This is a genomic window from Leucobacter sp. CX87, from assembly GCF_018682295.1.
In the GTDB taxonomy this organism is placed as follows: domain Bacteria; phylum Actinomycetota; class Actinomycetes; order Actinomycetales; family Microbacteriaceae; genus Cx-87.
Window position 1 is genome coordinate 82,773 of the sequence record NZ_JAFIRI010000001.1, and the last position, 15,580, is coordinate 98,352.

Genomic DNA, 15,580 nt, shown 5'->3' on the forward strand with positions numbered 1-15,580 from the left:
GAACGACCATGGATCTCTCAATACTCTGGTTCTTCATCGTCGGCGTGTTCCTGGTGGGATACTTCGTGCTCGACGGATTCGATTTCGGCGTCGGCATGGCCATGCCGTTCATCAGCAAGGACGACACTGACCGCCGTGTCGTCATCAACACCATCGGTCCGGTCTGGGACCTCAACGAGACCTGGCTGATCGTCGCCGGTGCCTGCCTGTTCGCGGCGTTCCCCGAGTGGTACGCCACGATGTTCTCGGGCTTCTATCTGGCGCTCCTGCTCATTCTCGTGGCCCTGATCGTGCGCGGTGTCTCGTTCGAGTACCGCCACCAGGGCAAGGGTGCACGGTGGACCGGCTGGTTCGACCGGGCCATCGTGTTCGGTTCCTTCCTGCCGCCCCTGCTCTGGGGCACCGCGTTCGCGAGCCTGCTGCAGGGCGTCCCGATCGAGAAAATGGACAATGGCGGCTGGCTCTTCACCGGCACGCTGCTCGACCTGCTCACCCCGTACGCGCTGCTCGGCGGCGTCACCCTGATGCTGCTCTGCTTCGTCCACGGCGCGGTCTTCGTGGCGCTCAAGTCCGACGGCGAGATCCGGGTGCGGGCGCGTGGGCTCGCCACCAAGGTCGGCCTCGCCGCCATCGTGGCGGGGGCCGCGTTCCTCGGGTGGACGCTCATGCTGCGCCTGGACCACGAGTACCTCGGCATCATGATCGCGCTCGCCGGCCTCGCTGCTGCGGCTCTGATCCTGGCCTGGGTCGCGAACCTTCGGGGCCGCGAGGGCTGGGCCTTCACGGGCAACGCCGCCGCGATCGCCTTCGCACTGCTCACGATCTTCATGGGGCTCTTCCCGAACCTCATGATCTCGAGCACTGACCCGGCGTACACGATGAGCATTTCGGGTGCGGCGAGTTCGCAGGGCACACTGGAACTCATGACCTGGGTCGCCGTATTCACGATGCCCCTCGTGCTCGCCTACCAGGCGTGGACATACTGGGTCTTCCGCAAGCGTGTTTCACGGGCCAACATTCCCGTGGCCGCGCACTAACCGGACGGAACCGGACACACCGTGAAACCCTTCGACGTACGACTGCTGCGCTATGCCAGCGGGATCCGCCCGGTCCTCGCGGGTGGGGCGGCCCTCGGGCTCGTGCGCACCGTCGCAATCCTCGCGTGGGCGTGGGCTCTGGCCCACCTCATCGCGGGGGTCGTGACGGGCGCCCCCGTGGAATCGCTGGCACCGTACGTCGGGCTTGCCGCCGGCGCGCTCATTGCGCGCTCGGCGGCAAGCTGGGGCACCGACGCGCTCGCGGTGCGGGGCGCGATCACCGTGAAACGTCAGCTGCGCGAGCGGGCGCTCACCCGCATCGACGAGCTCGGCCCCGAATGGGTGGGGGCACGCTCGGACGCCGATCTGACGCTCCGTCTCGGCCGCGGCCTCGACGCCCTCGACTCGTACTTCTCGGGCTACCTCCCGCAGCTGCTGCTCACCGCAATCGCGACTCCAGTGCTGCTCGTTTTCCTGCTCATCGCCGACCCGCTGAGCGGTGTCACGGTGCTCCTTGTCTTCCCGGTCATCCCTGTCTTTATGGTGCTCATTGGCCTCGCGACGCAGGGCGTGCAGCGCAAGCAATGGACCGCGCTCACCGCCCTCGGACGGGCCTTCCAAGACGTCGTCGAGGGGCTGCCGACCCTGAAGATTTTTCGGCGCGAAGAGCGCCAGCTAGATCGCATCGGCGAGATCACGAACGACTACCGCCGCCGCACTCTGTCGGTGCTGCGGGTGACCTTCCTGTCGGGCTTCGTCCTCGACCTCGCGGGCACGCTCTCGGTCGCGCTCGTTGCGGTCACGGTCGGCACGCGCCTCGTCGCGGGCACCTTCCCGCTCGACATCGGTCTGTTCGTGCTCCTGCTCGTCCCCGAGGTGTTCATCCCGATTCGCCAGGTCGGCGCGGCGTTCCACGCCTCGAGCGAGGGCCTCGCGGCGTCCGAGTCAATTTTCGAGATCATCGAGGCTCCGGGGCGGGTTGCCGGCGACGAGCGCGCAGGATCCGCCCGGACGTCGACCTCTGAGGCGCGCGACGCGGCGGCGGTGTCCGCCCGCGGTCTCACCGTGAGCCGCGGAGGCGAGACCGTTGTGGGCCCCGTCTCGTTCGATGTCCTGCCGGGGGAGATGGTCGCCCTCGCCGGGCCGTCTGGCGCCGGGAAGTCGTCGATCGTGGCCGCGATCCTGGGCACTGCCGAGTGTGAAGGCAGCCTGCAGCGACCCCGCAGTCTCGCCTGGGCCGGTCAACGACCCGGGCTCGTGCAGGGGACGGTCGCGAACAACGTCGCACTGGGCGACGACACCTGCGACGCCGCCCTCGTTGCCCGCGCGCTCACCGCCGCGGCCGCGCCCGGGATCGAGCCCGAGCGCGTGCTCGGCACGGCGGGGGCAGGTCTCTCGGGCGGCCAAGCGCAGCGCGTCGCGATCGCCCGCTGCCTCTATCGCGCCTGGCGCACCGACGCCGAGCTGCTGCTGCTGGACGAGCCGACGTCGGCGCTCGATCCGGTGGCAGCGCTCCGGGTGGCGGAGACCTTGCGCGCCGAGGCGGCCTCGGGGCGCGCAGTCCTCGTCGTCAGCCACCGTCCCGAGCTTTGGGACCATGCCGATCGGGTGCTGCATATTGCCCCCGCGACCTCCGGGAGTCTCTCGTGAACCGCCTCCTGCAGCTCGCCCGGCCCGCGCGAGCGACTTCCCCCGCACTCGCCCGTGCCATGCCGCCGCGTAGCCGCCGATTGGCGGGTCTCGGCTTCGGGGTGCTCGCGGACGGCTCGGTCGTCGCGCTGCTCGCGCTCAGTATGTGGCTGATCGTCCGCGCCGCGGAGCAGCCGCCGATCCTGCACCTCACCTTCGCGATTGTCGGGGTGCGGGCATTCGCGCTCGGCCGCGCGGCGTTCCGCTACGCCGACCGCCTGGCGAGCCACGACGCGGCGCTCGCCCAACTCGCGGTGCTGCGGACCGAGACCTTCCGCCGACTCATCCCGCGGGTGCCCGGCGCGATTGAGGGTTCCGCCCGCGGGGACGTGCTCGCCCGCCTCGTCGACGACGTCGATCAACTGCAGGACCAGCCGCTGCGTGTCTGGCAACCGCTCGTCACGAGCGCGATCGTCGTCGGCGGAACCGTCGCGGTCGTCACATTCGTGTCTCCGGCCGCCGGCCTCGTGCTCGCCCTCGCGCTCATCCTCGGCGGGGGAGCCGCGATCCTGCTCTCTGCTCGCCTCTCGGCCCGCTCGGACCGCGCCCTGTCGCAGGCGCGCGCGGCGCTCACCGACGCGCTGCTCGAGCGCTTCGCGTCCGCCGAGACGCTGCAGGTGTTCGGGGCCCTCGGCATGCAGCGCGACCGCATCGCCGCCGCGGAAGACGCGCTCGGCGCGATTCAGCGCAAGTCCGCCTGGGGCGCCGGGCTCGCCGCCGCGATTCTGTCGGGCGTCGCCGGCATCGCGACCCTCGTGGTGATGACCCAGGTGTCGGGCGCCGGGCACAGCGCGCCGGCGATGGCCGCCCTCATCATCGTGCCGACGGTGGTATTCGAGGTCTTTGGCGCGGTGCCGGTCGCGATCGCCGCGTCGCGCCGGGTGCGCGAAAGTGCCGCTCGCATCGACGCGCTCATCGAGGCACCGCTGCCCGCAGAGATTCCCATCGACCGCGCGCCGTCCGCCGAGGTCGCGGACCCGGTGCCCGGGGCCCCACTCATCCAGGTCTCGGACCTCGCGGTGCGCCACCCCGGCGCACGGTATCCCGCGGTGTCTGGGGTGAACTTCTCGCTACACGCGGGGCACACCCTCGTCGTTCGCGGCGACAGCGGGGCGGGCAAGAGCACGCTCGCGCTCGCGCTGGTGCGCCTGCTTGAATACGGCGGGCGGTACACGCTGAGCGAGCGCGACGTCCGTACGCTGCCGATCGCCGAGGTGCGCCGCACCGTCGGCCTCTGCGAGCAGACCCCGCACCTCTTTGATCAGGACCTCAGGCAAAACCTCGCCTTCGCGATGGACTCGGCGGGGCAGGATCCCGACGACGACGCGCTGTGGGCCGTGCTGGAGCGGGTGGGGCTCGCTGAGTGGGCGCGCGGCCGCGACGGGCTCGACACGCGGCTCGGCGAGCGCGGGGCCCTCGTCTCGGGAGGCCAGGCGCAGCGGATTGCCCTGGCGCGGGCGCTGCTCGGGGACTTCCCCGTGATCGTGCTCGACGAGCCGACGGCGAACGTGGATCCGGATCGCGCGGACGCGCTGCTGCGTGACCTCCTGGGGGCGGTGCCCAGCGACCGCGCGGTCGTGCTGATCACCCACCTCGCGCTGCCAACGGGCATCACCGCGGCGCGGCTTGAGCTGCCGGCGCCGGAAGACCGGGCGCGGTAGGGGAACCTGTGCGCTTGCGCCCCCAGCGCCATCGACGCGTCAATCTCTATCGGCGCGTCAAAACGTTGCGGTATTGGGCAGCCACACCGCAAGTTTGTGTCACCTGGAGAGGATTTGACGCGTCGTTTTGACGCCAATGGCTATGGAGCTCTTGCCCATTCCCGGCGGCGTAGAAGCGGCGTGCAGGCTAGTCGATCGGGGCGAAACAGGCGTCGAGCGCCGTCTGGGCCAGTAACAGGCTCGCGTCCCGTCGCGGCGGAAGCTCGTGGCCGTCGATCGAGGTCACCCTCCGGATGCCGTGCAGGGCGTTGAGCGCCCACACCTCGGTGTCACAAAGCTCGGCCGGGGTCGCGGTGTCCGCTGACACGCGCACCCCCATGCCCTGGAGCGCGCCGCGCACGAGTCGCTCGGTGACCGAGTCGACCCGCGCCCGGCTCGACGCGGTGCACGCCTCGTCGCCGACCCACCAGAGCAGGCTCGTCGTGCCGCCCTCGAGGGCGATGCCGTCCGCGTCGACGAGCAGCGGTTCGGCGCCGAGCTCCTCACACAGCGCGGCGTAGGCCGCGATGCCCGGGCCCTTGCGCTCCGGATGCGGCAGGGGAGGCGCGCCCGTCGCGGTCCGCAGCTCGAGCTCGCCGGTCAGCTCCGGCACCGGACGCAGCAGCAGGTCGAACGCGAGCGCGGCCCCGGCCGCCGCTGCCGGAACCGCTGCGTCGTGCCAGAGCTCGAGCCGCGGGAAGCCGGCACCGGCCGCAGCGATCCTGCCGGAGGCGGTTGAGATGAAATCGTCGAGCTCGGTGGAGAACCCGGAAGGAACCCCTACTTCGGCGGCCGCCGCGAGGGCAGATCGGCGAAAGCGCTCGACGTGCAGCGGGAACCCGCGCACCTCGGCCCGTTCATGGTGCAGTCGCACGCGGAAGGAGTCTGCGACGAGGAGGCGAGCGGAGGCCGCGGCGGCCCCCGCACCGGCGCCGGAAACCAGGTTCGTTGCCATCAGGCGCCTCCGCCGATGCCCGACCCAGCCCGTGGTTGCAGCACCGAGAACCCGGCGGGCAGAGCCCTGCGGCCGGTCGCCGCGAGCAGCAGGTCGACCCCGTGGCCCCCGCGCGCGGCGAGGACGGCCGCAAGTTGGAGCGCCTCGCTCGCAGCCTGCTCCGGCACGTCGGCCTCGCGGCCAAGCGCCCCGCAGATGTCGATGCCGTGGACGACGAGCTCGAACACGCGCGAGCCCAGGTAGTCCGACAGGCGGATGGTGCCCGCGATGCTCTCGACGACGGGGTTGCCGGCGCCGCGCACCTCCGCGAGCGCCGAATCCGCCAGGCGGGCAAATGCCGCCGCAGGGTCATCGCCGAGCGCACGCCCGGCCTCCACGCCCCGCTCGCGCACATTCTCGGGGTCGGCGCCAGGCAGCCGCGCGACCTCGAGGAAGTAGTCGGAGGTGTGCGCGAGCTCGGGGAGGGCGCCAGCCTCCCGCACCCGATCCACCGTCTCCAGCGCGGCCCGCACCGTCAGGAGCGCCCGGCTGGTGTGCCCCACGAGCCCCCGCAGGTCCCATTCGCCGAGCCCGGGCCCATCCCAGCCGTCGGCGGGGATCTCGGCGACGACGCCCGCGACCCACTCGGCCGCAGCGGCGGTGACCCGCTCCATACGTTCGTGCTCACTCATGCGGCGAGCGTACTACCGACAGGGGTACCGCCGCGCGACTACGCTATTGCCGTGAAAGAAACGCCGGAACACGCGCCCGAGGTGTGGGCGATCCCGCATCCGGTCCACGCGTCCTCCGTCGCGGCTCGCCTGCGCGAGACGCCCGCCTGGTGTTGGCTTGACGGCGAGGTCGTGTCGCCCGACGAGGCGCAGTCCGCTTGGAGCTATCTGGGCGTCGCGAGCGAGGTGCGTGTCGCCGAGCGCGGGTGCGAGCGAGAATTCCTGGCGGGCCTGCGGGTGCCCGCCCACCAGCGGACTGCGCAGGATCCCGGTGCCGCCAGCCCACACGGGTTTCACGAGGGGTGGGTCGTCGCCCTCGGGTACGAGTTCGGCGTGGGCCTGCTCGGCCTGGATCCGGCGCCCGACGCCGTGCCGCCGGCGTTCGCGCTGAGGATCGACGTCGTCCTCGCGATCCACGACGAGACGGGGCGCGCCGAGCTGCGCGGTGCCCCGAGCGCGATCGACGCCTGGCGCGCAGCATACGGTTGGGCGCTGGAGCCACAGCCACAGGCACAAGCCCAGCCGGCGCCGCCTGTGCACGAACCCATCGACTTCGGTGAGTCCCTGGCGACCTGGATGCGCAGCGAGCACACCTATCTGGCCGACATCGAGGCCTGTCGCGCGGCGATCCGCGAGGGAAACGCCTATGTGCTCTGCCTGACCGACACGGCCGCCGTTCCGGGATCGTTCGACCCGCTGGCGATTTACGCGCGGCTGCGCGCGGCGGGCGGTGCGATCCGGGGCGGCGTGATCGTGGCGGGGGACCGGGCGCTCGTGAGCGCGAGCCCCGAGCGATTCTTGAGCGTCCAGCGGGGTACCGATGGGGAGCTGCACGTGGCCACGCACCCTATCAAGGGGACGCGCCCCCGGGGCAAGACCGCGGCGCTCGACGCCGAGCTCGCGCTCGATCTCGCGGCCGACCCCAAGGAGCACGCCGAAAACCTCATGATCGTGGACTTGATGCGCAACGATCTCAGCCGCGTCTGCGTGCCCGCGTCGGTGCGGACCGAGGGGTTCCAGCGCGTCGAGAGCCACGCGCACGTCCATCAGCTCGTGAGCACCGTGACCGGGACCCTGACCCCGGGGCGAGACGTGTTCGACGCGATCGAGAGCTGCTTCCCGGGCGGCTCGATGACGGGGGCGCCAAAGCGGCGCGCCGTCGAGATCCTGGGTGCCATCGAGGGCGCCCCGCGCGGGCTCTACGCCGGCTGCTTTGGGTGGATCGACCAGGGTGGCGCGGCTGAGCTCGCGATGACGATCCGCAGCGTCGAGTTGCGCGGCGGGATCCTGCCGGAAATGGCCTTGATTGGGGCCGGCGGTGGGATCACGATCGACTCGGATCCTGCCCGGGAACTCGCCGAATCGCGGCTCAAGGCGCGCGCTGCGCTGGCAGCGCTGCGACCCCGTTCGGGCGCGATACGCTAGACGAGTGAGTGCCCGGGTTTGGGCGCGTGCCCGGGCGACAGATTCGGGCGATGAAACTGCCAAGAAGTAAAGAGGTGCGCGTGAGCGAGCAGCAGGCCGAAGGCTACGATTTCCGGTCCATTCAGGACCGGTGGCTTCCCGTGTGGGAAGACCTCCAGCCGTTCGCCGCGGGCAAGCTCGGGGACGACGCCCCGCGCAAGTACGTGCTCGACATGTTTCCGTACCCCTCCGGTGATCTCCACATGGGCCACGCCGAGGCGTTCTGCTTCGGCGACGTGCTCGCGCGCTACTGGCGCGGCCAGGGCTACGACGTGCTGCACCCGATCGGCTGGGACTCGTTCGGCCTGCCCGCCGAGAACGCCGCGATCAAGCGCGGCGTCGACCCCCGCGAGTGGACGTACTCGAACATCGACCAGCAGAAGGCGAGCTTTCGCACCTACGCGCCGTCGTTCGACTGGTCGCGCGTGCTGCACACGAGCGACCCCGAGTACTACAAGTGGAACCAGTGGTTGTTCCTCAAGATGTACGAGAAGGGTCTCGCGTACCGCAAGGCCAGCTGGGTGAACTGGGATCCGGTAGACCAGACGGTGCTCGCGAACGAGCAGGTGCTCGCTGACGGCACCTCCGAACGCTCGGGCGCGATGGTCGTGAAGAAGAAGCTCACGCAGTGGTACTTCAAGATCACGGACTACGCGGATCGCCTGATCGACGACCTCGACCAGCTCGAGGGCCTATGGCCTGCCAAGGTGCTGAACATGCAGCGCAACTGGATCGGCCGCTCGATCGGCGCCGACGTCGACTTTGTGATCGAGGGCCGCGAGGCGCCCGTCACGGTCTTCACGACCCGCCCGGACACGCTGCACGGAGCGACCTTCATGGTCGTGGCGCCCGATGCCGACCTCGCTGCGGAGCTCGTCGCCGACGCTGACCCGGCCGTGCGCGCGCGCTTCAAGGACTACCTGGCGCAGGCGCAGAAGAGCACCGAGATCGATCGCCAGAGCACCGACCGCGAGAAGACCGGCGTCTTCCTCGAGCGCTACGCGATCAACCCGGTGACGGGCGAGCGCATCCCTGTCTGGGCGGCCGACTACGTGCTGGCCGACTACGGTCACGGCGCTGTCATGGCGGTCCCCGCGCACGACCAGCGCGACCTCGACTTCGCGCGGACCTTCGACCTGCCGGTGCGCGTCGTGCTCGACGCTGTCGTTGCGGACGGTGAAGAGGCCCCCGGCGACCCCGCCGAGACCGGTATCGCACGCGCCGGCGAGGGCGTGCTCGTGAACTCGGGTGAACTCGACGGCCTCTCCAAGGCTGAAGGCATCCCGAAGGCGATCGAGATTCTCGAGGCGAAGGGCACCGGCCGCGCCGCGAAGACGTACCGCCTGCGCGATTGGCTGATCTCACGCCAGCGCTACTGGGGCACTCCGATCCCGATCCTGCACGCCGAGGACGGCTCGCTGCACCCCCTCACCGAGGATCAGCTGCCCGTCGTGCTGCCCTCGAGCGAGGGCCTCGACCTCAAGCCCAAGGGGTCGTCGCCGCTCGGCGCCGCGACCGAGTGGGCCACCGTGGTCGACCCCGCCACCGGCGAGAGCATGCAGCGCGACCCTGACACGATGGACACGTTCGTCGACAGCTCGTGGTACTTCCTGCGCTTCCTCTCGTCGCAGGACGCGACGCAGGCCTTCGACCCGGCGGAGGCCGCGAAGTGGGCGCCCGTCGACCAGTACGTGGGCGGCGTCGAGCACGCCATCCTGCACCTGCTCTACTCGCGCTTCATCACAAAGGTGCTGCACGACCTCGGGTACCTGAACTTCACCGAGCCCTTCCAGGGCATGCTCAACCAGGGCATGGTGTTGCAGGACGGCACCAAGATGAGCAAGTCGAAGGGCAACCTCGTCGAGTTTGCCGAGCAGCTTGAGGCCCACGGGGCCGACGCGCTCCGCGTCACGCTCGCGTTCGCGGGCCCGCCCGAGGACGATATCGACTGGGCTGACGTCTCGGTACAGGGCTCAGCCAAGTTCCTCGCCCGCGCCTGGCGCGTCGCGAACGACGTCGCGAGCGCGCCCGGCGCCGACTTCAGCACGGGTGACAGCGGTCTGCGGCGCCACACGCACCACCTCCTCGCGGACGCCCCGGGCCTGATCGAGGGGTACAAGTTCAACGTGCTCGTCGCTCGCCTGATGGATCAGGTCAACGTCACACGCAAGGCGATCGATGGCGCCGCCGGACCGGCGGATGCCGCGGTACGCGAGTCGGCTGAGGCGGTCGCCGTGATCCTGTCGTTGTTCGCGCCGTACGCCGCGGAAGACATGTGGGCGAAGCTCGGCCACGAGCCGACCGTCGCGCTCGTGCAGTGGCCCGCCGCGGACGAGTCGCTGCTGGTCGAGGACGAGGTCACGCTCATCGTGCAGGTCGACGGCAAGGTGCGCGACAAGCTCGTGCTGCCGGCGTCGGTCACCGCCGAGGCTGCCGAGGCCGTCGCCCGCGCGTCAGCGTCGGTGCAGCGCGCGATTGGCGAGCGCGAGATCGTCAACGTGGTCGTCCGCGTCCCGAAGATCGTGAGCATCGTCACGAAGGGCTAGCCTCCTTCCTGACGGTGTCAACCGGCAGGATCCTCCCCGTTCTTAGGGGCAGGATCCTGCCGGTTCTCTCGTTTTGGGCGCTCAGCCGTTTTGGGCGCTCAGCCGTGCTGCGAGAATGCGGCCTGCCCCTGCATCGCCGAAGTCCCGAGGTCGCTTGTGGGAAGCGCAACTTTCGTTTCGACGGCCTGCACCCAGGCGCTCGTGGCGCCCACGGAGGCGAGGCTCGAATGCAGCAGCACCATCAGTGCCTCGTGGAGTTGCTCCGCGGAGATCGCGCCGGCTTCGTTCGCCAGGTGAATCGCGCCGCTGGCGTCGGACAGGAGTTCCACTGTGATGCCCAGCGGCTCTGCGGCTGCCGCCGTGGCGAGCTCGCAATTGTTCGACATGTAGCCAACCAGGGTGATGGTGTCGATATCGTGCTGACGCAGCCACGCTTCGAAGTCGGTGTCGGCAAAGACGCTCGAGTAGTGCTTCACGACGTGCTTCCAGTCATCGGTGCGTCGTGACGCGACTTCCGGATGCAGCTTCCAGCCCTCAGACCCGACGGCGAACACCGGTGCTCCGACCGGATACTCGTGCTGTACCGAGACGATCGGGATGCCCTGTTGCTCGGCGAAGTCGATCGCCCGCGTGATGTGCGCCAACGAGTCGAGCCGGTTCGGGTAGTAAATTTCGAGCGGGCCTTTGGGGGTGAAGTACTCGTTCTGCACGTCGACGAGGACGAGCGCGCGGCGAGGTGTCGGCATTGTGGGCTCCTCATGAAACGGTGATTGACGGGTCAGTGAACACCATCTCAGAAGCACGCGAACTACAGTGAGAGGCGTAAAAGCATCCTTTCGATGAAATTAGGCCAAGGTGAAGATCGCGGTATTTGCATTCGACGGCGTCACGATGTTTCATCTGGCGGCCCCGTTGCTGGTGTTCGGCGAAGCCTCGGCGGTGGGTCCTGCTCCTGAATGGACGACGCACGTGTTCTCTGAGGGGGGTGGGCCGGTGCGAAGCGCTGAGGGCTACGTCATCGGGGACGTGTCGGGCAGCGAGGTTGCCGCGGACGCGGAGATATTGGTGTTTCCCTCGTGGCCGGAGTCCCTCCCAGAACCTTCCGAAGAACTCCGGCGCCTGATCCTGAACGCGCACGACCGCGGGGTCACGATTGTCGGTCTGTGCCTGGGCGCGTTCCCGCTGGCGCACGTGGGACTCCTCGACGGGCGCACCGCCGTGACGCACTGGGAAGCGCTCGAGGTGATGAACGCAATGATTCCCGCGGTGCAATTTGACGCGGCGGCTCTCTACATCGATCACGGCGACGTCATCACATCGGCGGGTACCGCTGCCGCGCTCGACGCCTGTCTCCACATCACGCGGACCCGCCTGGGGGCCGCTGCGGCCGCGGCTGTGGCGCGCTCAATCGTGATCGCCCCGCATCGCGAAGGCGACCAGGCGCAGTATGTTGCCCGCCCCTTGCTCACTCCGCGGCAGGACGAGCCGTTCAGTAGGACGATCCAGTGGGCGCTCGCGCATCTCGACCAGGATCTCAGCGTGGCGACGCTGGCGGCACATGCGTCAATGAGTACTCGAAACTTCACGCGCAAGTTTCGCGAGTTCCACGGGGTCACTCCGGCGCGCTGGGTGCTGGGGCGCCGGTTGGATGACGCCAGGCAACTGCTCGAGACGACGAGCTGGAGCATTGCGCGCATCGCGGAGGCCTGCGGATTTGGCAGTGCGGTGACCTTTCGCCAGAACTTTGTCGCTGCCTACTCCACTACCCCAACGTCATACCGCACTCGATTTGGTCAGTAGCGGGCTCGCCTAGAGCGGCTGAGGGGGAGGCTCCAGCAATCGGATGAACCGGGGGAGCCGGCTCTCCCGAGACCGTATTGTTCGCGACCTGCTGCACGTTCTCCGTTCACAAGGGCAGGATCCTGCCGGTTCTCCACTTTCTGGGCCCAGCGCGGATGTTCGGTGCAATCGCGGCCTAGCGTGGCGTCATGTTGCCACAACGTGCGCTGCCGGAGCCGTGGGACGAGTCCGACAGTCTGGATGCCGACGGCGGCGAGACGGTCGATCGGTGGGAAGACCAGCGCGCGGAACGGAGCGTGCGGGCAGTCCGTGGCGCGGAGCCGAGCCTGGAGCCGAGCCTCGGATCGGATACGTTTATGCGCTTGTCTCCAGGTGCACGCTGGACCACACGGGATCGCTCTCGCCGCGCTGATGCTTGGGAGCCGCCACGGACGCTTCGGCAGCGCATCGAGCGCGCAGTCAGCGTGCCCTACCTGGCCGGGGCGGTCGTGTTCGTCGTCGCCATTTCGGTGGCGCTCGGCCTGGTCTGGTTTCAGCCGCACAGCCCGCCGGGTGGCGCAGCCGCGGGCGCTGAGATCGCCGCACTCGCTGAGCCGGATGGCCAGAAAGGCGAAGGGTCGGGAACGCAAGTCGGAGCTGCCGCTGGCGAAGACTCTGCGAGCGCGGACTCGGCAGAGGGTTCGAGTACGGCTGCGCGCACCGTCTTCGTGCATGTCGTCGGGGCCGTCGCGGCACCAGGGGTGGTCGAGCTTCCGGCCAATTCGCGAGTGCGCGACGCGGTGGCTGGCGCCGGCGGGGCCACGGGTGACGCGGTGCTGGCGGGGGTGAATCTGGCACGCCCGGTTGTCGACGGGGAGCAGATCCTCGTACCGGACGCGGCGGCGATTGCCGCGGGTGTGGCGGCCGGTGCCGCCGGAAACGCGGTCCCACCCGGGCCCGCAACTCCGGGAATGAGTCCCAATGGGGCGGCGCCCGTGGACCTCAATACCGCGGACCTGGGGGCGCTCGAAAGCCTCCCACGTGTAGGCCCGGCGCTCGCCCAGCGCATTCTCGACTGGCGCGCCACAAATGGTGACTTCTCGAGCGTGGACCAGCTGCTTGAGGTGCCCGGCATCGGCGCGAAGACGCTTGAGGGTTTTCGCGACCGGGTGCGTGTGTCATGAGGCTCCTCCGCGAGATCTCGCCAGAGCTGCGTCGTCCCACGCCTCCGGGACGGGGCCGGCTGCTCGCGCCGGCACTGTGCGCCTGGGCCGCGGCGGCAACGATGCTGCCAAACCCCGGACTCGCGCGCTGGTGCGCCGCACTGGCGCTCTGCGTCGGGCTGATCTTGGGGGGTGTCTGGGCGATCTCTGAGGTGCGGGACCGTGTGGGTCGGGGAGGAGAGCCGGATTCTGGCGCGGGGGCGCCTGGTTCGGGTGTCCCAGGGTCGATGCGCGCGCTACTCGGGCTCGCGCCGCTCTGGGGGCTCGTGGCCATCACCGTTGCCGCCCTCCTACTCGTGAGCACGCGCACCGTGGTGATGGAAAACGCCCGTGCGTCGAGTCCGCTCGTCGCGGACGCCGCCGCGCACCGCACTGTGACGCTGCTGGTAACCCTGACGGCGTTTCCTCGAGTCTCCGAGGGCTTTGGCGGGGAACGGGGCTGGGTGGCGGCGCGTACCGGGGACCCGGCCGTGCCGGTCCTGCTGTGGCTCGAGGAGCGGGCGCCGCCGGGCTGGGCCCCGGGCACCCAGGTGTCGGTGCGCGGGGCGCCGCGAGCACTTGCCCCGGCCGACTCGGCGGCCTTCGGGATCGCGGTGCGCTCGGCGGCGACTGGAAGCACCGGGGCATCCGGGACGGCCGCGGCCTCCCTCCGCGCGGGACTGCTGGATACGGCTCGAGGGGTGCGGGGTGCCGAGCTCGTGCCGGGTCTCGCCGTGGGCGACACGAGTCTGGTCTCAGAGGATCTCGACGTGGCGATGCGGGAGAGCTCGCTCGCGCACCTCACCGCCGTCTCGGGTGCGAACTGCGCGCTCGTGACCGGGGCGATGGCGGCCATCGCCGCGCGGCTCGGAGCGGGGCGCCGACTCCGCGTCGTGATCTCGGGGCTCGGGCTGGCGGCGTTCGTCGCTGTCGTCGGCCCTGACCCGAGCGTGCTTCGCGCCGGGGTGATGGCGGTCGTCGTGCTCGTCTCGCGCTTCGGTGGGCGGCCCGAGGCCGGTTTCTCGGCGCTCGGGGTCGCGATCCTGGCCCTGCTGGTAGTTGATCCGTGGCAGGCGCTTCAGGCTGGATTTGCGCTGTCGGTGGCGGCGACCGCCGGGATCCTGCTGCTGGCCGCACCCCTCACGCGCGCGGCACGCGCGCTGTGGCTACCGAAGCCACTGGCCATAGCGTTGGCGGTCGCGTCTGCCGCACAGTTCGCCTGCGGCCCGTTCCTGTTGTTGCTGCAGCCGGGTCTACCGGCGATCGGGGTGGCGGCGAACGTGGTGGCGGGGCCCGCCGCGCCACTCGGGACCGCACTGGGGCTCGTTGCCGCTCTCGTCGCTCCGTTCTGTCCGCCGCTCGCGGTGGCCCTCGTCTGGCTCGCCGCGTGGCCCGCCCGCTGGATCTCGGCGGTCGCCGAGACCGCCGGTGACCTGCCGCTCGCGCGCTGGGTCTGGCCAGAAGGCTGGGGAGGGGCGGTCCTGCTTGCCATCGCCCAGGCGGCCGCAGTGCTCGCCTGGCTGGTCTGGACAGGCCGGTTGGGCCTTCCGGGGGTCGTCCCGCAGGGGCCGCGACGGCCGTGGCAGCGCGAGCCGCAGAAGCCCCGCGCGGTTCGGGTCGTAGCGACAGTTCTCCTTTCTGCCGCGTCGGCGTTGGTGGTCTCGACGACCCTCGTCACGCCGCTCGCGCAGCGGGCCGGCGTGCCCCGCGATTGGGCAGTCGTCATGTGCGACGTGGGGCAAGGCGACGCCATCCTGCTGCGCGACCCCGCCGAGCCTGACCGCGTGATGCTGGTCGACACGGGTGACGACGCGGCTTTGCTCTCGACCTGCCTCGATCGATTCGGGGTGACCAGGATCTCGCTGCTCGTGCTCACGCACGACGACCAGGATCACGTCGGCGCGCTCGACGAGGTGATCGGGCGCATCGACGGGGCCCTGATCGCGCCGCCGACCACCGGGAACGTGGATCGCGAGGTTGTGCGTCAGCTTGAAGCCGGGGGAGTGCCCTTCGTGCTCGGGGCCGCAGGGAACGCCGCTCCCGCGGGGCAGCCCCTGAGCTGGCGGGTCCTGGCCCCCGGGCCCAAGGCGCGGCCCGACAGTACAAACGAGGCGAGCCTGATCCTGCTGGCCGAGGCGCACGGCCTGAGCGTTCTCCTGTTGGGGGACTCAGGCCAAGAAGAGCAGGCGGCGCTGCTACGCGCGTACCCCGACCTGCGGGCGGACGTGGTGAAAGTGGGCCATCATGGATCCCGCGACCGCGAGCCCGGCCTCCCAGCGGGCGTGGACGCGCGCCTCGCCATCGTCTCAGTGGGGGCTGAGAATCGCTACGGGCACCCGAACCACGAGGTGGTCGCTGAGTTTGCTCGCGCCCGCGTCCCGCTGTTGCGCACCGACGAGCACGGCAGCATCGCAGTGACGGCGGACGGGGAGGGTGAGCCCGGCGTTTGGGTCGAGGTTGCGGAGCCTCGTGTCAGTGGTCGCCGCTAGGCTGGAGCC

Annotated in this window: 11 protein-coding genes; 8 read left to right on the top strand and 3 right to left on the bottom strand. The window is 70.2% G+C overall.

What is annotated here, in order from left to right:
• Window positions 1–8 precede the first annotated feature (8 nt).
• Genes cydB through cydC form a run of 3 tightly spaced genes read left to right on the top strand, consistent with a single transcriptional unit; the run spans window position 9 to window position 4,387 of the window.
• Window positions 9–1,037, top strand: a complete 1,029-nt coding sequence (gene cydB / locus KOE53_RS00385) for a cytochrome d ubiquinol oxidase subunit II (protein ID WP_188057025.1) — start codon at window positions 9–11, stop codon at window positions 1,035–1,037.
• A gap of 21 nt (window positions 1,038–1,058) precedes the next feature.
• Complete coding sequence (cydD, locus tag KOE53_RS00390; protein ID WP_188057026.1) at window positions 1,059–2,687, top strand: thiol reductant ABC exporter subunit CydD; 1,629 nt, start codon at window positions 1,059–1,061, stop codon at window positions 2,685–2,687.
• On the top strand, window positions 2,684–4,387 hold the full coding sequence (cydC, locus tag KOE53_RS00395) for a thiol reductant ABC exporter subunit CydC (protein ID WP_353055539.1): 1,704 nt from the start codon (window positions 2,684–2,686) through the stop codon (window positions 4,385–4,387). The genes cydD and cydC overlap by 4 nt, the downstream gene beginning before the upstream one ends.
• A gap of 187 nt (window positions 4,388–4,574) precedes the next feature.
• Here the strand turns inward: cydC and KOE53_RS00400 are convergent, their stop codons facing one another.
• Window positions 4,575–5,381 carry an aminotransferase class IV gene (locus KOE53_RS00400; protein WP_188057027.1) on the bottom strand — a complete coding sequence of 269 codons (807 nt, stop codon included), beginning with the start codon at window positions 5,379–5,381 and terminating at the stop codon, window positions 4,575–4,577.
• Entirely contained in the window at window positions 5,381–6,052 is a 672-nt protein-coding gene (locus tag KOE53_RS00405) for a maleylpyruvate isomerase N-terminal domain-containing protein (RefSeq protein WP_215401644.1), read from the bottom strand. The genes KOE53_RS00400 and KOE53_RS00405 overlap by 1 nt, the downstream gene beginning before the upstream one ends.
• A gap of 51 nt (window positions 6,053–6,103) precedes the next feature.
• Here KOE53_RS00405 and KOE53_RS00410 point away from each other — a divergent pair, with 51 nt between their 5' ends.
• Window positions 6,104–7,516, top strand: a complete 1,413-nt coding sequence (locus tag KOE53_RS00410; RefSeq protein ID WP_353055540.1) for an anthranilate synthase component I family protein — start codon at window positions 6,104–6,106, stop codon at window positions 7,514–7,516.
• Between the two features lie 50 nt (window positions 7,517–7,566).
• A complete protein-coding gene (leuS, locus tag KOE53_RS00415; protein WP_188057028.1) occupies window positions 7,567–10,101 on the top strand; it encodes a leucine--tRNA ligase in 2,535 nt (844 codons plus the stop codon).
• A gap of 98 nt (window positions 10,102–10,199) precedes the next feature.
• On the opposite strand, the gene KOE53_RS00420 is transcribed toward leuS, so the two are convergent.
• Window positions 10,200–10,847 carry an isochorismatase family protein gene (locus tag KOE53_RS00420; protein WP_188057029.1) on the bottom strand — a complete coding sequence of 216 codons (648 nt, stop codon included), beginning with the start codon at window positions 10,845–10,847 and terminating at the stop codon, window positions 10,200–10,202.
• 109 nt (window positions 10,848–10,956) lie between these two features.
• Between KOE53_RS00420 and KOE53_RS13750 the strand changes: the two genes are divergently transcribed.
• From KOE53_RS13750 to KOE53_RS00435, 3 genes are all read left to right on the top strand, one after another.
• Window positions 10,957–11,901, top strand: coding sequence for a GlxA family transcriptional regulator (locus KOE53_RS13750; RefSeq protein WP_188057030.1), 945 nt, complete (start codon window positions 10,957–10,959; stop codon window positions 11,899–11,901).
• Window positions 11,902–12,089: 188 nt separating this feature from the next.
• On the top strand, window positions 12,090–13,064 hold the full coding sequence (locus KOE53_RS00430) for a ComEA family DNA-binding protein (protein WP_251364038.1): 975 nt from the start codon (window positions 12,090–12,092) through the stop codon (window positions 13,062–13,064).
• Window positions 13,061–15,571, top strand: a complete 2,511-nt coding sequence (locus tag KOE53_RS00435; RefSeq protein WP_251364039.1) for a ComEC/Rec2 family competence protein — start codon at window positions 13,061–13,063, stop codon at window positions 15,569–15,571. The genes KOE53_RS00430 and KOE53_RS00435 overlap by 4 nt, the downstream gene beginning before the upstream one ends.
• Window positions 15,572–15,580 lie beyond the last annotated feature (9 nt).